The following is an 18,652-nucleotide window of genomic DNA, read 5'->3' as shown; positions in this document are numbered from 1 at the left end:
CACTACAACAAAACCATCCTGTTGTTTTTAGATAAGCAATCTTTTTATGAATAAACTTCTCGTCATTCCTTTGCTGGCGCTCATTCTTCTGACTATCGATTATTACGTGTTTCAGGGAATCAAAACCGCGACGCAGGGATTTTCCGATACAACCCGCTACTATTTGCACGCTGCTTACTGGGGTATAACTGCCCTCACGATGATCGGGCTGTTTGTCTATCATTTTGTGGATCCTTACTGGCTGGGGAGAAATGTGCGTACAGCGATCATGGTCGGTATTTTTACCAACTATGTCTCCAAGTTTGTCATGATATTTTTCCTGTTAATTGACGAAATCTGGCGGGTGATCCAGTGGATATATTACAAAATAGCAGGAACAACTCCCGCACCCGTTACGGATGTCGCACCGCCCGCTCCTGTATCGGATGTGCCGGTGATCTCCCGATCTGAATTTCTGGCCAAAGCAGGCGTGATTGCTGCTACTGTGCCAATTGCGGGTATTTCGTGGGGGATTATCAGTGGTGCGCATGACTATCGGGTCAGAAAAAAAACCATTTTCCTGCCCAATCTTCCCAAATCCTTTGACGGAATCAGCATTGGCCAGATCAGCGATATTCATTCAGGCAGTTTCTGGAACCGCACGGCCGTAAAAGGAGGGGTGGAAACCTTGATGAAAGAAAAACCAGATGTGATTCTTTTCACCGGAGACCTGGTCAACAATCAGGCTGACGAGATGCGGGATTATATTGAGGTATTTAATAAAGTCTCCGCCCCGCTTGGTGTGTATTCCACTCTGGGCAATCATGACTACGGCGATTACGTTTCCTGGCCCAGTGCACAGGCCAAAGTCAAAAATCTTCAGACCCTGATGGAGATTCACCGGGCGATGGGTTGGGATATTTTGATGAATGAACACCGTATTTTGAAAGAAGGTGATGATAAAATTGCGATTCTGGGCATTGAAAACTGGGGGGCAAAAGCCCGATTTCCAAAGTATGGAAAAATGACAGAGGCGTACCGGGGCACAGAAAGTATTCCTGTCAAAGTTCTGCTCTCACACGATCCGAGCCATTGGCGGGCAGAAGTCATTCCCCAATACCCTGACATAGATCTGACCTTTTCGGGTCATACGCATGGGATGCAGTTTGGCGTTGAAATCGGCGATTTTAAATGGAGTCCGGTTCAATATGTTTATGAAGAATGGGCGGATCTTTACCGGCACGAAAACCAGTATTTGTATGTAAACCGGGGGTTTGGGTATCTCGGTTTTCCCGGTCGAATAGGCATACCGCCGGAGATTACTGTGATCGAGTTGAAGCGGGGTTAAGCACTTTCTATAATCACAGCGATATTGACGTTGGCAGATGGCAGGACTTCAAATTCTTTATTCCATGGGAAAATCTGCCAGTCCTCTCCCTGAGTTGCAACCATGATTTTCTGGGTATCAGTAAATATCCATATGACTTTTTCTACACCAAAACTCAGGAGTTGGTCCGTCTTTTCCTGGTAATATCCCAATGGATTCTGAATCTCATCCATCTCGGCTTTGGTATCAATCTCGATGACTACTTTGGGAGGTATTTCGAGGTATTTGTTTTCGATAGGAATATTGGCCAATTGATCCTTTTCATAGATCGCTATATCTGCAGCCCTCCATGATTTTTTACTGAATTTAAGGCCAATTTCATTGGAAAGTATCCGAAATTTTGCTGGGTCAAGCAACTGGCTCAACAAAATAATCAGTTGTGTACTGATAAGCGCCTGTAAATAACTGCTACCCATAATTTCATCAAGGTTTTTTGTTCCTTTCAGATAATCCTTGTAACCCCGGTAATAAACCGGTATTCCGTTTACCATTTCGTAAACGAGAACTTCTGAGATATCATTTACTGCGCTTTTCATTCAATCCAGTTTTCTATCTACAATTTAGAAAATAACCGGGAGATCGTAAAGCAATTTGAATATTTTGGCAATTCGCTATTCCCAGCCGCGATCCCCTTCGACGATCGGTTCCATGGCTCTTACCTGCCAGCGGCGGTCGCCGCCGACTTTGTATTTGTCTCTGCCGATATACCTGACAATCAGGCCGCTGAATAGTATTCCCGTGGCAATCAACAGACTCTGTGGGTCGGGCATGTCATTTTCCAGCAGGGTGTTGATACTCGTACCTCCGATCAATACTCCGCCAGATACCATGGCTGTGGCAGAGTACATATTTTTGAAATATTGCCAGTAGGTTTTTTCGGTGTTGTAAACCACCCCGATCTCCCGAATGGGCACATAGTCTTTGTAGGTGGTATTGGTTTCGTCACCGGAGTTGGCATATTTCACCGTTTTGATCAGCACCAGCATAGAGTCGTCCACGCTTTCGATAATGCCGTAGTATTTTGCGTCGCCATCTCTTCCCTGAAAACGTATATAGTCGCCGGGAAAATACTTGATCCTTTTGAGCTTATTGACATTCTCCAATGCCAGTATTTTCTGGCTGTATCCTGTGAAGGCTACCAGGAAAAACGAACATACAAGTATCAGTTTTTTCATCGGTGGCGGGTTTGGTTAGGTAAAAGTAACGATTTATTCCCTACCCTGTTAAAACAACGCGCAGATGGTCACAATTCATACCCGAAATTGAAAAAATTCTTGCTCAGTTCAGGTTTTTAGTCATATATTTGCAAACCCTGAAAAAAGCGGATGTGGCGGAATTGGTAGACGCGCTAGATTCAGGTTCTAGTGGGAGTAATCCTGTGGAGGTTCGAGTCCTCTCATCCGCACAAAAACCAAGGCTGTCTGTTCTGACAGCCTTTTTTGTTTTCCGATTTTTTCTGATTGTTTATTTCCCGACTTCAAACAGCAGCTTCACACCGGGGTCCAAAACGACTTTCGCTGGTTGGGTTTTTACACTTAGTTCGAATGTTTCCTGCTTCTTTGATACGGATATTTTTACTATTTCGGGTGTATCATTTCCTTCATATAACAAACCGATCTCAAGTGGAAAAACAAATGGCGCTGCGGCCTGTGTCTGGTTTATCGTTACGACTAGTTTTTTCTTTTTGGTATCGTATTTCCACCCTGTTTCCAGCTTCGGATTTCCGGCGCGGAACAGCCACTGGTCAAAAAATGGTTTTAATTCTTTTCCCGAAACCTCTTCCATTACCTTCCTGAAGTCATCTGTCAGCGCATTGTTCAGTTTGTACTTGTCGTAATAGGTGCGAATCCCCTTGTGAAAGGCTTCATCGCCTACTTCTTGTCTCAGCATATGCAAAACCCATCCGCCTTTTTCATAGGAGTTTACATTGAGCAGGTGATTGAGATTGGTGATATTTTCGTTGACGATGGGAACGTTGGGCCCGCTTTGAAAAATGGTTTCTCTGTCAACCGCCATGCCTTCTGCCAGTTTCTTCTCCCCATAAGCGGCTTCCATGTACAGGTGTTTCAGGTAGGTGGCAAATCCCTCACTGAGCCAGATATGGTACCAACTCGCTTCTGAGGCTGAATTTCCAAACCACTGGTGGGCAATTTCATGTGCAATCAGTTCTTCCGATGTGCGCTCACCGGTAATGGAATTTTCTGCATAAAAAATATTGGATGCGTTTTCCATTCCGCCGTAACGGGTGGTGGATTGTACGTTGGCGAGTTTTTCGTAGGGGTAAGGCCCGATATATTCATCCATAAAGGTCAACACCTTCATCGCGAGCGTATAGTCATAAAAGCCTGCTTCGCGGTTTTGGGGGTAAACCCAACTTGAAACGGGTATATGGTGGAGGTCTCCGATATATTGGACCGCAAACTCCGCTGCACCAAAAACCATTACTTTGGTTGGAAGGGGCACATTGCTTTCCCAGCGGGTAAGGCGGGTGCCATCGCCCAGATCGGTCTCTTCTTTCAGTGCGCCATTGGCGATGACCTGATATTTTTGCGGAGCGATGATCTCAAAGGAAACCAAGGCTTTATCCAGCGGATGATCGACTACCGGCAGCCAGTTGTGTGCGCGGTTGGGCCAGTTGTCTCCAAAAAAAGTTTTATTCCCGTACAGATTTTCAGAGATGATGAGCCCGTCAGCGGGAATGCCTTCGTATTGGATGACAAATGTTTTTACACTACCGGCCGCGGGTGATGTCGCCAGCTGAATCTCGATACGGTTCATCCGATGGGTAAAAGCGACTTCCTGCGAATCAAGCCTGATTGTGGTTACTTTCATGCCCTTTTTGACCGTAGCCGAAGATTGATTGACCAGGTCGAGGGAGAATGTCTCAATGCCCTCCTTTGTAAACCGAACCGCTATCGTGGCTTTGCCTTTGATTTCGGCGTTTTGATCATTGATTTCCAGTCTGAAAACGTATTGTTGTACGTCAATGGCCGGATCGGGAAAGGGCTGGGCAAACGCGGCTGCAACCAGCGATACCCCAATTATACAGAATACCAGAATTCGTTTCATAATCTAAAGATAGGCAAATCAGATATCTCCTGCCAATCGCTCCAAAGCCATTCCGCGTGAACCTTTCAGCAGAACCAGCTTAGCTGTTTTGACCGCAGTTACAACGGCTTCTTTTGCTTCATCTACACCTGGAAACCATTGTTTCGGTCCATTTACCTTAGCAATGGTATGTTTCATCAGCGGGCCAATGCCAATTGTCAATGCTGGTGAAAACTGATTGACAAACTGTCCCAGTTCTTCGTGGAGGGGGATCTCATTTTCTCCCAGCTCAAACATATCGCCGAGAATAAGTACCACATGATCTTGCTGAATGGAAAACAGATTGGAAATCGCCGCCCGCATCGAGGAAGGATTTGCATTATAGGCGTCGAGCCAGATTTTGTAAGTTTCGCGTTCGACGATCTGGCTCCGGTTGTTGGAGGGAATATAGGCTTCCAGCCCATCGCAGATATTGGTTTTGCTTATACCCAGGGTATCTGCTACCGCTACGGCCGCGAGGATGTTCATACAGTTGTGAAGCCCTGTGATTTTGGCATGAATAAGCCAGGGTTCCGGGTTATTTTTTTTCCATACTTCCACGGTCATTTGATGGAGGGAGTGCTCCCGGAGCTTATAAAAGTAGTCAGAAGATTCTGTACCAAAGGTTACTTTGGCATCAATACCCGCCGCAACTGTTTTTACCCGCTCGTCGGTTTCGTTGAGGAAAATAGTTCCCCCATACTGGCGGATATAGTCAAACATTTCTCCCTTTGTTTTCTGTACACCATTGATGCTCAGAAATCGCTCCAGATGGGCATAGCCTATATTGGTAATCATCCCATGGGTAGGTTCGGCAATTTCCACCAGTTCTTTTATATCTCCGGGCTGATTGGCCCCCATTTCTACTATCGCGATTTCTGTGTCGCGGGGCATCCCAAGGAGGGTGAGCGGTACGCCGATGTGATTGTTGAAATTTCCGGAAGTGGCCCACGTTTTTTTCCCCTTTGAGATGGCTGCATAAACCAGTTCTTTACTGGTGGTTTTGCCATTGGTACCGGTAATCGCCAAAACCGGAATATCAAAGCTGCGACGCCAGGCCCGGGCCAGATCCTGTAAAGTTTTCAGTGAATGGTCAGTGAGTAGGTAACGATCATCGCCCGGCACAGCATAATCGGGATTATCGATGACAGCTTTGACTGCTCCTTTTTCAAGTGCCGCAGCAGCATAGGAATTGCCGTCAAATTTCTCTCCGCGGAGCGCAAAGAAAATATCGCCAGGCTGCACTTTCCGTGTATCGGTGGTTACGGAAGGGTATTTATGAAATAATGTAAGTAGTTCTGTGATCTCAATCATAGATGCGAAGTTAGGGCTTTGAGTAATTTGCTTGTAATTCTTTTGTATTTTTAACACAAAAACAAGATGCAGCTTCTTCGATTTTTCCTTTTTTCCACGGCCATTGTTATGCCATTGTGTTTTCAGGCACAAAATTATCATCTGAGTAATGGGATTTCTGTAAAAGATGAAGCCGGCAAAAGCCTGAAGTATGCCTGGGGTGGTGGAAATAATAATACACAATTTGCCAATGTTGATCTGAACTTTGACGGGAAAAAGGATCTTGTCGTATTCAACCGGGACGGCGAAAAATTTACTACCTACCTCAATACCGGAAACGTGGGGGAAGTTCGCTACGATTATGCACCCGCCTATGAATCGCGGTTTGACAGTTGCCATTGTACCCAGTGGATGTTACTGGCAGACTACAACGGCGATGGAAGGGAAGATGTTTTTTGCGGAGCAGGTTCCGGCGAAAATATTGCGGTGTATAAGAATATCATTTACGGCGGGGATTCTATTGGTTTTGAACTCGCCTATGACCGGCTAAAATCCCTTTCCAATAACCTTCAAACTCTCTATCAGGACCGCACAGATATTCCTGCGATTGTGGATGTGGATTTTGATGGAGATCTTGACGTTATCGGGACGCAGTCTGGCTTTAACCTTGTTGCCCTGCACCGCAACCGCGCAATGGAAGATTTTGGTACACTCGATACAATGGTTTTTGTCAAAGAATCATTCTGCTGGGGGCATTTTATTGAAAGCAATTCTACCAATCAGTTGACGGTCGCGGACACGACCTTCTGTCCTCGTGGCGGAGATGGCGGAGGTGTAGGGGGATCCCGGCATTCGGGTACAACCCTGCTGGTACTCGATACCGATGCCGACTCTCTGGTGGATTGTCTTATTGGAGATGTTTCCTATTCTACCGCAGCCCTGCTGAAAAATGGCGGTGAAATTGACCATGCGTTTATGACCTCGGTGGAGTACGATTATCCGCAGTCAGATTCTTCCATTGATGTGCAGATGTTTCCCGCATTTTTTCACCTGGACCTCAACAACGATCAGATCCGCGATCTGGTCATTACGCCTAATGAACCTACAGTAGGTGAAAACATCAACGGTTCGGTAGTCTATCTCAATGAGGGACTGGACAATTTTGTGGACTTCCGGTTTGAAGAACGCGGATTTATCACCGGCGACCATCTCGATGTGGGAGAAAAAGCGGCTCCTGCCTTTTTTGACTATAACAACGACGGGCTGATGGATTTTGTAGTTGGCGGAGGCCTGACGATTTACAAATTTCAGGATACTTTTAAGATGGAGATTCAGTTTCATCTTTACGAAAATATCGGTACGCCTGAAGTACCCGCCTTTAAACTCAAAAACCGCGATTATCTGGGGTTAAACAGCCTTACGCAGCAGATTTATTTTGCGGCGCCTGCTTTTGGCGACCTGGATGGTGACGGCGACAAAGATCTGGTTTTGGGAAATTCCCTTGGGACTTTGGTGTACTTTCAGAATGTGGCTTCACCGGGCACTCCCGCCAATTTTCAGCTTGCTGCAGACCCGTTTATTCGCACGATCGATGGTGATTCCATTGATGTTGGATCGCTGAGCGGGCCGACTTTTTATGATATCGACAAAGATAAAGACCTTGACCTGTTTGTCGGCAATGCTTTCGGGCAGATATATTTTTACCAGAATAATGGCGATTCTACCTCCATGCAGTTGAGTCTGGTCACCAAAGAATGGGGAAAAATCAAGGAGGCCAATTCATTTGGCTCGTTTTTCTCAGGTGCAGCGAAGCCCTTTTTTATCAATATCGATGATGATAGTGATGACGAATTGCTGGTCGGAGCAGAAGCCGGTAAGGTGTCGATATATGAAAATTTTTCCAATGCGCTGACTGATACGGTATATCGGACCGGCTATCTCAGCGACTATCAGTTTGGCTGGTATTCAGCCCCTGCCGGGGCAGTTCTTGACACTTCGGGCAAAAACACGCTGCTCATTGGCAATGAGCGCGGGGGCATTATGCTGGCTACCCGAAGACCTGACACGATGCAGTCCGTCGCGATCGGCCGCGAACTGAACCGAGAAACCATAAAGGTGTACCCGAATCCTACTGCGGGTGTCATAGAAGTGGTGTGGGACAGCAGGTATGCGGTTACGGGTCAGTCTGAAATCACCCTATTCACGGCGATGGGGCAGAAAGTGGGCGAAATGCGGGGAATGGGCAGCCAGTTTCAGCTCGATCTTTCGGGCCAGGCTCCGGGTGTGTATTTTCTTCGGATCAGCAGCGAAGCGCATGTTGGACTGGTAAAAGTTGTTTTGGCGGGGAATTGATAACTTCCGCCATTTACCACAACAACACTCCGATCCCGATATTAATGGAAAAGCCAAATATTCCCCGGAGGCGGGTAGTGGAAACGTCTTTCAGGTGTTGCTCCTGGTCGGATTGCCGTTGATTGTCCAGGGCTTTAAACAGCCAGGCGCTATGCAATCCCCAATGGTAGGTAATGTGATTTGCCAGGACATGCTGGGTTCCGAAAGTGATGGCTACAATAAGGTCATCTGACCTGCCGAGGTCTGTGCGCGCATCTGAATAAAACAACCGGTCAAGGTCCACCATGCGGTAGCGGGTGTACAGAAACTCCAGCTTCTGGTAGGGACCAATCGGCGCGATATTTCCCCGCTGGCGGAATGTATAGGATTTTAGGAAAAGGCCCGTGTCTGATCCATCTATTCTCATGAGCCCATAACTTCCCCTGAAGTGGTAGTCGGTTTGTGTCTGATAGCCGTTAAAAACTCCCCCAACAGAAAATCTTCGGGAAAGTACGTATTCGCCAGAAACGCCCATCCGGTAATTGAAACGGAAGGGATAGGATTCATCTAAGACCAGAAAAAGGTTGGGGAATGAATAGGTGTCGAAAGAGAGAATCGCCCGCTTTCCCACATACCCTGGCGGCTGAGCCGAAAGGGAACCACCATACAGAATAGCCAGGAGCAAAAATAACAGCAAATACCGCATCCGGTTTATGGTTCATGAGCCAGGGTATCTCTGGACCGGCAATTATTTGCCGCTGCCAAAACTGCCGCCACGGGTGCCGCTCATGAGGTAATAACTTCTGAAAGTTGTACTCAGGCAGTCTCCGTTTCGGTTTCTATAATAATCAGGGCAATTGTCCCGAATCTCCTTCATGGTTTGTTTGTCTTTCAGGGAACCAACGCCCCAACCGACGGAGGAGGCTGCATAAGTTGCAATGCCAAATCCGCCGAAAATCAATATGATCAATATTTTTGTCAGGCCACTCATAGCTGCATTTTTTTGAGAGTTTCAGGAGCCTTTGCGTGAATAAGCAATAAACAACGGTATGAAAAGAATAATCAGCGCGATAATAAAATACCGGCTGAGTAAAATCCCCTGCTTCATTTCCACCCGAATCGTACCTGTGGGTGGCAGGACAGTATCTTCCACATTTTTGTAAAGCTCCAGGCGATAGGTTCCTGGTTCTTTAAGGCGAAATACTTTCGAAGCCGAAAGTTCTTTTTCAGTCCAGCTTTCTCCGTCTTCGTATCCGGCATAATAGTAAAAATCGCCCTCCAGGGTATTGATCGCCCCCGAATCAGCGTCCATAACATAGGCGAAGGCGTAAAATTCGCTGTTTTGGGTCATCTCCGGCACGTTTAGTTCCAGGCTGAAAAGCCCGCCTTCGCTGACGATAATATCTTTGGTAGCTACGGGAGTATTGGAATTCAATTGCTGAATTTCAAACGATTCCTCATATATGGTTTTTCCACTACCCATAAACGAGTAGAGCAGGAAAAGCAGCAATACCAGCCAGGTGCCGCCGATGACCTGAAACACGTACCGCCAGTTCCCTTCGGTAACTTTCAGCTTCTCGATTTCTTCATTATTGCTGAAAGCTTCGAGAAGTTTGCGGCGTGAAATGGGCACTTCCCTGAAAAATTCAATTTCTTTGATCGACTGTGCATCGTCGGCCATTCGCCATTCGACACTATATTCGATGCCTCTGTCGCGATACATCGCAAACCGAAGCTGGTCGCCGGTGGTGATTTTGTAGTTGGACTCCCCTTCAAAATGAATGACTTCTGCATTTCCATATTCCCGCACGATCTGAGGAGATTGCTGGCGGAAAAAACTCATTTTCAGATTGGAAGGGAGCAGACCGGGCGTTTCGGGGACGATTTCTTCAGAAATGAGGTACCCCTCTTTATCTTCAATGAGATAAAAGTACGTCCGGTTGGCGTCGATCATCAGCCATTCGTCAAATATCCAGACTTCATTGGAATAGCCGGTTTCACCCTCTTCCGCCCAGTATTCTTTGTACTTCATGCGGAGGCGCGTGCGGGCGATGACCTGATAGGTTTTTCCGTTGAAATTCCCGATCATGCCGAGGCGGATGAAGGACATGGGCGCGTAGCGGTCGGGTTTACCGAGGGCGGTCAGGATTTGGTGTTCTTCAGAATTTACATCCAGCACGGATCCGCAGTACTGGCAGGCAATATTTTTTGCGCGGGGATTGATGACACTGAGCGAAGCGCCACAACCGGTGCAGTTAAACTGTTTAACTGTCGCAAGTTTTTCCTGGGTGGTGATTGCTGTCATAAGGCCATTTCCTCCAAACTAAATATCTTTCCCGAAAAAAGCACTTTTTCATCGGGGAGAAGTTCTACACTGATAATTTTGCCATTCCATACTCCATCGACGAAGTCGGCGGGTTCGCCAGGGATGATTCTGAATGGCAGTTCTCCTTCGCCGCCATTGATAGTTGCCTGGCTTTTGGAGGTGATAAATACCGGTTCCCAGTTTCCGCAGAAATCATTCCATTCACCTACCGTCATATCTTCCAGCAGGAGTGTGTCGCTGATGCGTTTTTCTTTTTGGAAAAGCGTGAAACTGCCGTCATCTTCCTGAATCCAGCCCTCGCTGCCATCGTCCATATATTGAATATACCATTCGTCCCAAAACCCGTCTTCATAGTCAATCCTGATTTTACCCAGAACCATAAACTCTCTCCCCCGAATGTTGCCGGTCTGGCCGATAGCCAGCACAGAACCGTAATCAATGAGGAGATGTTGTTCTCCGGCAGCCTGAAGGGTATTTGCATTGAGATGACTGGTCTGTCCACAGTGATTGCAGAACAGTGTCCTGGAGCCGGCGTGTTTTTGTTTTACCGGTGCGCCACAGGAAGGGCATGTAAATTCTCTTTCAAACATAGTTGTCATGAGGAAAGGTTTCCTGACAAAAGATTATGCTAATCTGTAAAAGGTTGTTAAAAATACATTTGAATCAGGCCACTTCCAAATGAGAGTTAATCCTCCATCTGAGCAAAAAGCAGTACTACTGCCTGTGCGATCATGCTTTCCTCCCTTCCTGGGGCGTCCATTTTTTCGTTTGTCGTGGCTTTGATGGAAATATTATCAATGGAGGTTTCCAGAATTTCCGCAATAATTTTTTGCATGGCGGGGACGTGCGGGTTGATTTTGGGTTTTTCGGCAATGATTGTGCAGTCCATATTTCCAAGCAAATAACCTTTTTCTTTGACGAGTCGGTAAGCGTCTTCGAGAAATATCCGGCTGTCAGCATTTTTATAGCGGGGATCTGTATCGGGAAAATGGAAACCAATGTCGCGAAGGTTTAATGCGCCGAGCATTGCGTCGCAAATGGCATGTAAGAGCACATCTGCGTCAGAGTGCCCAAGCAGTCCTTTGGTATGGGCGATTTCGACGCCGCCGAGAATGAGTTTTCTCCCTTCAGTCAATTGATGGGTATCGTAGCCAAAGCCAATTCTGATTGGATTCATGACAAATGTATTTTCACAAAACTAGAGAAAAATACGACAGACCACGCTATGGTTCGTTAGGCGAATTTTATTTTTCAGTTATCCATTCCAGGTAGTTTTCCGGGTTGATCACCTTAAATTCCGCATTTTCGTACTCTTTTGCCCAAGCTCCCGGAGTTTTTACTTTTTTATCAGGATTCCATTTGAATTCATACCCGTACAACTTGCCCCCTCTTTCTTCCACCCAATCAATCTCTTGTTGGTCGTAGGTTCTCCAGAAAAAATTGTTTACAATCATTTGTGAATAATGCTGGAATTTTATCCTTTCACCTATAATATAATTCTCCCAGAGGGTTCCTATATCATTTCTAGATTCCAGCGGATTTACATTGGCTATCAATAAGTTTCGAAGGCCATTATCATAAAAATACCATTTGCTATTCTTCGTTACTTCTTTTCGTAGATTCCTACTTTTCCATAACTTGAGCCAACAGGACGGTTTTACCCACCCTTCGGGGTCCAAGTAGAACGACTACTTTATTGGAAACAAGGCTTTTGACGATTTGAGGTTCTATTTCCCGCTTTATTATATCCATTTGCGTCAATTAATTGACTCAATTTACGTTTTTTAAGTCAATAATTAAACGGAAATATTCTTTTTGGGGGCTAACGGTTTGCAATTTTCTGAAGGGCGGTGGTAGTAACCCCCAGAAAAAAGAGAGGGGTGCGGTCCGTGTTTGATAATTCCGCTACGATTTACACCCCTTACGAAAAATGTCGGTAGAACCCTTCGTCTGCCCATGCGAGCATGGGTTTGTCTCCGGAAGTGTCGCCGTAGGCGTATTTTTTTTCAGGAGATGTACCTGCCAGTATTTCTTCAATCCTACGCACTTTCTCCCATCCTTTGCAATTGACTCCGCGTATTTTTCCGTAAAAAATGCCTTCGGTTATTTCCGGCATTGTGGGAATCAATATAAACCCCTCTTTCTCTGCCCAGGCCCTTACCCAGAAGCTGAGTGAGGCGGTAACCAGAAAACAAACATGCCCTTCGGCCTGGTGCCAACGGATACGTGCCATGGCTTCTTTTCGAAGCATGGAAGGTATTTTTTCGGATGCAAACCGTTTTCCGGCTTCCCAAAGGTCTTTTGCCGGCATTCCCCCTAAAAAAAACTTTAGCAAAATTTCCTTTGCACGCTTTTCCGAAAGAATTTTCAGTTTGTAAGAAATAAGTACTGGCAGCAAAAAAGCCATTCCCTTCCAATAGAATACGTCGCCCCTTACAAATCTGATAAATTCCAGCATGGAATCCTTTCGGGTGATTGTCCCGTCAAAATCAAAAGCTGCAACAATATACCCACGTGAATCAGGCACTTTGATCGAGGAAATCGCTCAGGTCGCGGGGGATAATTTCAAAATTGGCGAGTTGGACAAACTTGTTGACGCGGTTGTTGATCTCTGTTTGGGTGAGTTGCTGTAATCTTTCTGGCCCAAATTTTTCCACACAGAAACTTGCCATAGCACTGCCGTAGATAATGGCCCGCTTCATATTGTCAAAGCTGACGCTGCCGGAGCGGGCAAGATGGCCGATAAAACCACCGGCAAACGTATCTCCTGCACCTGTCGGGTCAAATACCTCTTCCAAAGGCAGGCCGGGTGCAGAAAAAATATCATGCCCATGAAAGAGCAGCGCACCGTGTTCCCCTTTTTTGATGACGAGGTAAGACGGGCCGAAAGACATAATTTTATGAGCGGCTTTGACGAGCGAGTATTCTCCGGAAAGTTGCCGGGCTTCTTCGTCATTGATCACCAGGACATCAATCAGTCTGAGGGTTTCCATCAGGCTGTCGAGGGCGATATTCATCCAGAAGTTCATCGTGTCCATGACAATGAGCCGGGGCCGCTTGTTGAGGCGTTCGATAACCTGGCGTTGCACATCGGGAGAGAGGTTGCCCAGCATAAGAAACTCACAGTCCTGATATTCATCGGGGATCACCGGATCAAACGTGCCCAGGACATTGAGCTCTGTCGCGAGGGTATCACGGGTATTCATATCGTTGTGATAGCGTCCGGCCCAGAAGAATGATTTTTCGTCAGTTTTTACCTGCACGCCCCGAAGATCTACTCCGTGGTCGCTCATCATCTTCATATCTGCTTCCAGGAAATCATATCCCACCACAGAAACCGCTTTTACCTTATTGGAGAAATAGGAAGCTGCAAGAGATATATAAGTGGCGGCACCACCCAGGATTTTATCTGTTTTGCCAAAAGGCGTTTCAATCGCATCAAAGGCCATGGACCCAACTACAACAAGACTCATATCAATATTGGTTACACGTTTGAATCAGGCGACAAAGGTATTGGATTTTTTACCATGGACAGCACTTTTGCCGGGTATTTTTTCTGAGTAATTCGGGAAATAACGATAATCGTAATCAATCCGCTGATCATGGAGAGCGTTCGGAAGGGAAATAAAACCATTCCATCTTCGATCATGGGGTAAGGTAAAATCACGGGTAACCCAAGTGTGGGATCCCCTCCGCCAAATCTTAAAAATGCTGCGACAGCAAATCCGGCTACAGCACCCGGGGTATTGGCTTTGGGATCAAACATGGCGCATACCAGCGCCGGAAACAAGAGACAATACACAAAATCGCTGCAAAGCGACCATAAGGCATAGACAGAGTCCACTTTCAGTGAAAGTATGGTTGCAGATACCCCGACAATATAGATCGTGCGGCGAATGATTTTTTTCAGATCAACGGCTGAAAGATCGGGTTTGATCAGCGGTTTGTAAACATTCCAGGCGGCCAGTGAGCTCGCCGAGAGAATCGATGAATCAATCGAAGACATTACCGCTGCAGCAACGGTGGCAAGACCAACCAGTGCCATGATCGGTGTCGTCAGATTTTGGAATACGTAAGGCAGGGTTGCCGCTCCGCTTTCCGGGCCGGAAAGCCCCAGCGCAGCCCAGTCTGTCGTGCCGCCGATCATACCAATAATTGCTGCGGGAACAGCGACAATGAGACAAATTGCCCCAGCCAGAATAGACAGCCACATAGCTGCAGATTCGCTTTTTGTAGCGAGTACCCGTTGAAAATAAACCTGCCAGGGGATTCCTCCCAACATCAGCAGCAAGGCAAAATCCCACCAGTTCCAGTAGTAGTTGCCCATACTGGCATGATCTGGAATCGGATAGGCGGCGGCACCGTGTTTGGCCAGGTATGTTTCCCAAAGGGTTTCCATCCCTCCCGCGTGAAGAATGATCACCGGTAATACTACAAAAAGCCCCACAATCAGCATAAAAAGCTGTAAGACATCGGTATATGCTACAGAGCGCAAACCGCCAAGGGTGGTATAAATAATCGCCACCGCCGCCGAAACGATGATCGATACCTCTATACTTAACCCCAGAATAATAGAGAACGTTGTGCCTAATGCCGTGAGAATGGCGGCTGTCCAGAAAATTTCGCCAGAGACGGCGGGGAGAAAAAACAGCGCCGTGGCTTTGGTGCCATACCGCTGACTTAGCGGGTCAAGCATGGTCTGGAACTGAAACCTCCGCATCTTTCTGGCAAAAAATATTCCGCCGATGATCAGACTCATCGCATATCCCCAGGGTGCCTGCACCCAAACCAGCCCGTTTACCGCTGCATACTCAGCAGTTCCGTTGATATAACCTCCGTCAATCCAGGTGGCAGCCATAGTCATGATGGCGACCCAAAGGGGAAGTTTCCGGCCCGCCAGCAAAAATGAATCGGGGCCGTCGCCGGGTTTTTCTTTTCCTGCCCATATTCCGACTGCAAAAATCAGGAAGTAAAAAATCATTACTACTACCAGCCCCAGCCAGTTAAAATTGGCCCTGAAATAAGTCGCCACTCCCACACCTGCGCAGATGATCACGGCAATTCCAATAATCCATTTTCTCTTAAAATACTGAGTTGGCATAAATATTTCGGTTTTTTGTAACTTGCCTGCACAAGGCTTACAAATTGTCAGACACATTTAAAAAAATAATCGCCTGGGGTGTGCATATTTTCACATCTCTGGGGCTCGTTTCGGGGTTTATGGCACTAATTGCAACCGGTGAAAAAAACTGGCAGGAAGCGTATGCATGGCTTTTTCTTTGTTTTATCATCGATGGCGTTGACGGTACATTTGCCCGTAAATTTAATGTAAAGAATGTTTTGCCCTATATGGATGGCAAAAGTATTGATTTTGTGATTGACTTTGCGACGTATGCGATTATTCCTGCCTACTTCTTTTATCAGGCTGAAATGGTACCGGCAAATTGGATGTACCCGTGCCTGGCGATTATTTTGATTGTATCGGCCATTTACTACGGAAAAGAGGGGATGGTTGCCGACAACCAGTATTTTGTGGGATTTCCGGTTTTATGGAATGCGGTAGTTTTTTACGCATTTTTTGTCTTCCACAATCATCCTGCACTGACAACGGGGATGGTAATATTTTTCGGGATTCTGCATTTTGTTCCCATCAAATTTGCTTATCCCAGCCGTAGTCGTAAATATTTTTTCCTGCATCTGTTGGTTTCCGTGGCGTGGTTTGTCTCCGGAGGCATCATTTTATATGCCTATCCCGATCGATCTGTAGTCGGAGAATGGGTTGCGATTGCTGCTGCTGTGTATTTTGGTGTGATTGCCGTATTGGACACCTGGGGCAAAAAAAAACCGTCGGAGACCATGCCGCCGACGGTTTAGCAAAGAAAATAGTATTGCTAGCGTACTACAGCAATTGTGCTGAGTAGTTTGATGTTTTTAGGATCAGCATAATCATACTGGGCGATTCCATCTTTACCCACCATGATCAGTACACCTTCATTGGGGATTACGTCATATCCTTCCATTGAAGGGAAATTGGCCAGTTGGTTGTTGCCTACTTTTTCAGGATTGGAGGCATCAAATACTCTGAGGCCGGATGCTCCGTCTGCGATAAACAGCATGTCCCCATCAAGTCCAAGTCCTGCAGGTGCTGTCATCGGGAAAGATTGTACCAAAAATGGCAATCTTGGCTCAGAGATATTCACCACATCCAGCTGGTTGGCAAATCCATCACCACAAGGATTGTCATCGCCTCCACGGAGGGTGACATAGGCATATCCGTCTTTCGCAGTTACAGGATCACACGCTGTTACGTGCTGAAAGTTGGAGAGGTAATTAGGCCTTACCGGATCAGCAGCGTCATAAATCATCATACTGTTGGTAGATCCGATCATCAGAAGATTATCCATACTGAAAATCATTTCGGCTTCACCCCCCCAGAGATTTTCCAGGTCAAGGGTATTCATCCGTGAAGGACTTTCACATACAGATGCATTGTATACAACCATCTGGGTAGGGGTAACAACATACATGTAGTCATCTTTCACCGCAAAGCGGGACATAGAGCCGCCTTTACCAGGTGTAGCAGGATTAATGGTGCGGGAGGTCGAACCGTTCATCGAAGCGATAGTGGAGGCATTCGCCTGATTGTCTTCCCAGATTGGGGGTACACCGGTTTCGCAGTTGTACTTTTCTGTAACCACTTCCTGAATCCACTCGACCACTACGCCTTTATTGGCATCGGCTGTATAACCGCGGTAGAAAACGATATGAGGCAGCGCGTTTTCGATGCGATTGATCAGTTGGGGTTGTGCGGGATTGTTCATGTCAAATACCAGCAAATCTGTACTGGAGTCTACATATAGTTTGTCGCAATTGAAAGCGATGTCGTAGTTGCCGGGAACATTGATAAAGGCGAGTGCAACGGGGCTTTCAGGGTTTTTGTTGTCAAAGATATGTACACCTTTTGCGACTTCGGATACAAACAGGTAGTTGTCCTTAACGTAAATTTTTCCGGGGTTTTGTACTGCATGGGGGGCTTCAACAGAAACAGCATTTCTGAAGGCTTCAGGAGACATGTACACGGGGGAGTATTTGCTGTAGGTGTATTCGAGATCACACTTGTCTTTGATACATCCCTGAAGGGAGAGAGACGCCAGCAATACTAATGCTGTGAAGGCTCTCATAATGTTCGTGCTGATTGTCATAGGTTAAAAATTAATTGGATAAATTGTAAGCAGCGATTTTGATTAAGCAGACGTCTGTTGAAATGAAAACGCTGCCAAATCATTAGAAATTCTTTATTATTCCCAAAGTAAACATTTTCAGTTCGCCTAAAAAATGGTATTTTTTTTACCTCAGCAAGACTTCTGTTATTCTGTTATGTTTGTCTGACGCTATCTCTAACTAAAACGATATGAATCAATTCCTCTGTTTCCGATATCTTTTTCTGATGGTGGTATTACTTGCAGGAGTTATCTCTCCTGTCAGTGCCCAGCGATTTTATGAAGAGGATGTGATTTACCTGAAAAACGGGAGCATTATCCGAGGACAGATTTCCGGGCAGGTAGTCGGTGGAATGGTTACCATCGATCTTATTGGCGGGACTACCCTGTCTTACTCTTCAGATGAAATTGAAAAAATCACCCGTGAACCGGCCAAATATACCTATGTCAAACTCAAACTTAGAAATATCTACCGCCCCATAACTTTTCGCGATCATCGACTTTATGGTATGCTTTCCTTTGGAATGGGGTTTAGCAGTGGCCGATGGGGACCCGAAGGGGTGCCTACCATCCAAATCCGTACAGGTTACCATTTTCACCGGCTGCTGAATGTGGGGGTAGGTACTGGTATTGATGTGTATGGCCGGGGTACAGTTACACCTTTTTTCCTGGATGTTCACGGCGAATTGTTTGAAAAACGAGTCTCTCCCCACTATTTTGTAAATGCAGGATATGGCAGAGGGACTTTCCCCAACTGGGGTACCCGGGTCTTTGAAGGAGGGTTAATGGGCCATGCCGGACTTGGCGTCAAACTCAATACCCGCTCCCGCAATGAATGGTTTTTTACTATCGGATATAAATTCCAACACACTTATATGGAATTTGAAGACTGGGACATTATATGGCGAACCTGGGACTGGAATAATGGCGCACCTAATGTAGTTGATGCTCCGATTGTCAAAGGAACTACCCTGTATCAGAAAATTGTGTGGCAAATCACCTGGGGATTCTGATGAAATTGTTTGTCCA

General features: G+C 46.3%; 18 protein-coding genes and 1 tRNA gene. 5 read left to right on the top strand and 14 right to left on the bottom strand.

The window, feature by feature from the left end; translation table 11 throughout:
• Positions 1 to 46: 46 nt before the first annotated feature.
• On the top strand, positions 47 to 1,327 hold the full coding sequence (locus tag R3D00_29985; protein ID MEZ4777444.1) for a metallophosphoesterase: 1,281 nt from the start codon (positions 47 to 49) through the stop codon (positions 1,325 to 1,327).
• Here the strand turns inward: R3D00_29985 and R3D00_29980 are convergent.
• The gene (locus tag R3D00_29980) at positions 1,324 to 1,902 is read right to left on the bottom strand and encodes a Uma2 family endonuclease (GenBank protein MEZ4777443.1); all 579 of its coding nucleotides are present in this window, start codon (positions 1,900 to 1,902) and stop codon (positions 1,324 to 1,326) included. The two genes, R3D00_29985 and R3D00_29980, sit on opposite strands and share 4 nt — an antisense overlap.
• Before the next feature lie 75 nt (positions 1,903 to 1,977).
• Positions 1,978 to 2,541 carry a hypothetical protein gene (locus tag R3D00_29975; protein ID MEZ4777442.1) on the bottom strand — a complete coding sequence of 188 codons (564 nt, stop codon included), beginning with the start codon at positions 2,539 to 2,541 and terminating at the stop codon, positions 1,978 to 1,980.
• 146 nt (positions 2,542 to 2,687) lie between these two features.
• On the opposite strand from R3D00_29975, the gene R3D00_29970 reads away from it, so the two are divergent.
• A tRNA-Leu gene (locus R3D00_29970) sits at positions 2,688 to 2,771 on the top strand.
• Between the two features lie 59 nt (positions 2,772 to 2,830).
• Here R3D00_29970 and R3D00_29965 read toward each other — a convergent pair.
• Positions 2,831 to 4,435, bottom strand: a complete 1,605-nt coding sequence (locus R3D00_29965) for a M1 family aminopeptidase (GenBank protein MEZ4777441.1) — start codon at positions 4,433 to 4,435, stop codon at positions 2,831 to 2,833.
• Between the two features lie 18 nt (positions 4,436 to 4,453).
• Positions 4,454 to 5,767, bottom strand: coding sequence for a UDP-N-acetylmuramoyl-tripeptide--D-alanyl-D-alanine ligase (murF, locus tag R3D00_29960; protein ID MEZ4777440.1), 1,314 nt, complete (start codon positions 5,765 to 5,767; stop codon positions 4,454 to 4,456).
• Between the two features lie 66 nt (positions 5,768 to 5,833).
• Here murF and R3D00_29955 point away from each other — a divergent pair, with 66 nt between their 5' ends.
• Complete coding sequence (locus R3D00_29955) at positions 5,834 to 8,098, top strand: FG-GAP-like repeat-containing protein (GenBank protein ID MEZ4777439.1); 2,265 nt, start codon at positions 5,834 to 5,836, stop codon at positions 8,096 to 8,098.
• 13 nt (positions 8,099 to 8,111) lie between these two features.
• Here R3D00_29955 and R3D00_29950 read toward each other — a convergent pair whose 3' ends face one another.
• The 9 genes from R3D00_29950 to R3D00_29910 all read right to left on the bottom strand — a co-directional run bounded on the left by R3D00_29950 (position 8,112) and on the right by R3D00_29910 (position 15,504).
• A complete protein-coding gene (locus R3D00_29950) occupies positions 8,112 to 8,783 on the bottom strand; it encodes a hypothetical protein (protein ID MEZ4777438.1) in 672 nt (223 codons plus the stop codon).
• A gap of 42 nt (positions 8,784 to 8,825) precedes the next feature.
• On the bottom strand, positions 8,826 to 9,068 hold the full coding sequence (locus R3D00_29945; protein ID MEZ4777437.1) for a hypothetical protein: 243 nt from the start codon (positions 9,066 to 9,068) through the stop codon (positions 8,826 to 8,828).
• Between the two features lie 21 nt (positions 9,069 to 9,089).
• Positions 9,090 to 10,382 carry a hypothetical protein gene (locus R3D00_29940; protein MEZ4777436.1) on the bottom strand — a complete coding sequence of 431 codons (1,293 nt, stop codon included), beginning with the start codon at positions 10,380 to 10,382 and terminating at the stop codon, positions 9,090 to 9,092.
• On the bottom strand, positions 10,379 to 11,002 hold the full coding sequence (locus R3D00_29935; GenBank protein MEZ4777435.1) for a DUF4178 domain-containing protein: 624 nt from the start codon (positions 11,000 to 11,002) through the stop codon (positions 10,379 to 10,381). Before R3D00_29935 ends, R3D00_29940 begins: the two co-directional genes overlap by 4 nt.
• A gap of 86 nt (positions 11,003 to 11,088) precedes the next feature.
• Positions 11,089 to 11,580: a 2-C-methyl-D-erythritol 2,4-cyclodiphosphate synthase gene (gene ispF / locus R3D00_29930; protein ID MEZ4777434.1), complete on the bottom strand. Its 492-nt coding sequence runs from the start codon at positions 11,578 to 11,580 to the stop codon at positions 11,089 to 11,091.
• A gap of 67 nt (positions 11,581 to 11,647) precedes the next feature.
• Positions 11,648 to 12,082, bottom strand: a complete 435-nt coding sequence (locus tag R3D00_29925) for a DUF4143 domain-containing protein (protein MEZ4777433.1) — start codon at positions 12,080 to 12,082, stop codon at positions 11,648 to 11,650.
• 242 nt (positions 12,083 to 12,324) lie between these two features.
• A complete protein-coding gene (locus R3D00_29920; GenBank protein MEZ4777432.1) occupies positions 12,325 to 12,930 on the bottom strand; it encodes an HAD-IB family hydrolase in 606 nt (201 codons plus the stop codon).
• Positions 12,923 to 13,876 (bottom strand): PfkB family carbohydrate kinase, encoded by a 954-nt coding sequence (locus tag R3D00_29915; protein ID MEZ4777431.1) that lies wholly within the window; start codon positions 13,874 to 13,876, stop codon positions 12,923 to 12,925. Before R3D00_29915 ends, R3D00_29920 begins: the two co-directional genes overlap by 8 nt.
• A gap of 11 nt (positions 13,877 to 13,887) precedes the next feature.
• Positions 13,888 to 15,504 carry a sodium:solute symporter family protein gene (locus tag R3D00_29910; GenBank protein ID MEZ4777430.1) on the bottom strand — a complete coding sequence of 539 codons (1,617 nt, stop codon included), beginning with the start codon at positions 15,502 to 15,504 and terminating at the stop codon, positions 13,888 to 13,890.
• 80 nt (positions 15,505 to 15,584) lie between these two features.
• On the opposite strand from R3D00_29910, the gene R3D00_29905 reads away from it, so the two are divergent.
• Positions 15,585 to 16,277, top strand: a complete 693-nt coding sequence (locus R3D00_29905; protein MEZ4777429.1) for a CDP-alcohol phosphatidyltransferase family protein — start codon at positions 15,585 to 15,587, stop codon at positions 16,275 to 16,277.
• Positions 16,278 to 16,294: 17 nt separating this feature from the next.
• Here the strand turns inward: R3D00_29905 and R3D00_29900 are convergent, their stop codons facing one another.
• Positions 16,295 to 17,605 (bottom strand): hypothetical protein, encoded by a 1,311-nt coding sequence (locus R3D00_29900; protein ID MEZ4777428.1) that lies wholly within the window; start codon positions 17,603 to 17,605, stop codon positions 16,295 to 16,297.
• Between the two features lie 209 nt (positions 17,606 to 17,814).
• Between R3D00_29900 and R3D00_29895 the strand changes: the two genes are divergently transcribed.
• Positions 17,815 to 18,636, top strand: a complete 822-nt coding sequence (locus tag R3D00_29895) for a hypothetical protein (GenBank protein MEZ4777427.1) — start codon at positions 17,815 to 17,817, stop codon at positions 18,634 to 18,636.
• Positions 18,637 to 18,652 lie beyond the last annotated feature (16 nt).

Source organism: Bacteroidia bacterium (assembly GCA_041391665.1).
GTDB lineage: Bacteria > Bacteroidota > Bacteroidia > J057 > J057 > JAGQVA01.
Note: the sequence above shows the minus strand (reverse complement) of the source record. Positions and strands in the feature narration are given on the sequence as shown.

What these genes read in the sequence shown, in the direction of transcription:
- R3D00_29985 (MEZ4777444.1), top strand. Translation starts at nt 47, where the DNA reads ATGAATAAACTTCTCGTCATTCCTTTGCTGGCGCTCATTCTTCTGACT.
- R3D00_29980 (MEZ4777443.1), bottom strand. Translation starts at nt 1,902, where the DNA reads ATGAAAAGCGCAGTAAATGATATCTCAGAAGTTCTCGTTTACGAAATG.
- R3D00_29975 (MEZ4777442.1), bottom strand. Translation starts at nt 2,541, where the DNA reads ATGAAAAAACTGATACTTGTATGTTCGTTTTTCCTGGTAGCCTTCACA.
- R3D00_29965 (MEZ4777441.1), bottom strand. Translation starts at nt 4,435, where the DNA reads ATGAAACGAATTCTGGTATTCTGTATAATTGGGGTATCGCTGGTTGCA.
- murF (MEZ4777440.1), bottom strand. Translation starts at nt 5,767, where the DNA reads ATGATTGAGATCACAGAACTACTTACATTATTTCATAAATACCCTTCC.
- R3D00_29955 (MEZ4777439.1), top strand. Translation starts at nt 5,834, where the DNA reads ATGCAGCTTCTTCGATTTTTCCTTTTTTCCACGGCCATTGTTATGCCA.
- R3D00_29950 (MEZ4777438.1), bottom strand. Translation starts at nt 8,783, where the DNA reads ATGCGGTATTTGCTGTTATTTTTGCTCCTGGCTATTCTGTATGGTGGT.
- R3D00_29945 (MEZ4777437.1), bottom strand. Translation starts at nt 9,068, where the DNA reads ATGAGTGGCCTGACAAAAATATTGATCATATTGATTTTCGGCGGATTT.
- R3D00_29940 (MEZ4777436.1), bottom strand. Translation starts at nt 10,382, where the DNA reads ATGACAGCAATCACCACCCAGGAAAAACTTGCGACAGTTAAACAGTTT.
- R3D00_29935 (MEZ4777435.1), bottom strand. Translation starts at nt 11,002, where the DNA reads ATGACAACTATGTTTGAAAGAGAATTTACATGCCCTTCCTGTGGCGCA.
- ispF (MEZ4777434.1), bottom strand. Translation starts at nt 11,580, where the DNA reads ATGAATCCAATCAGAATTGGCTTTGGCTACGATACCCATCAATTGACT.
- R3D00_29915 (MEZ4777431.1), bottom strand. Translation starts at nt 13,876, where the DNA reads ATGAGTCTTGTTGTAGTTGGGTCCATGGCCTTTGATGCGATTGAAACG.
- R3D00_29910 (MEZ4777430.1), bottom strand. Translation starts at nt 15,504, where the DNA reads ATGCCAACTCAGTATTTTAAGAGAAAATGGATTATTGGAATTGCCGTG.
- R3D00_29900 (MEZ4777428.1), bottom strand. Translation starts at nt 17,605, where the DNA reads ATGACAATCAGCACGAACATTATGAGAGCCTTCACAGCATTAGTATTG.
- R3D00_29895 (MEZ4777427.1), top strand. Translation starts at nt 17,815, where the DNA reads ATGAATCAATTCCTCTGTTTCCGATATCTTTTTCTGATGGTGGTATTA.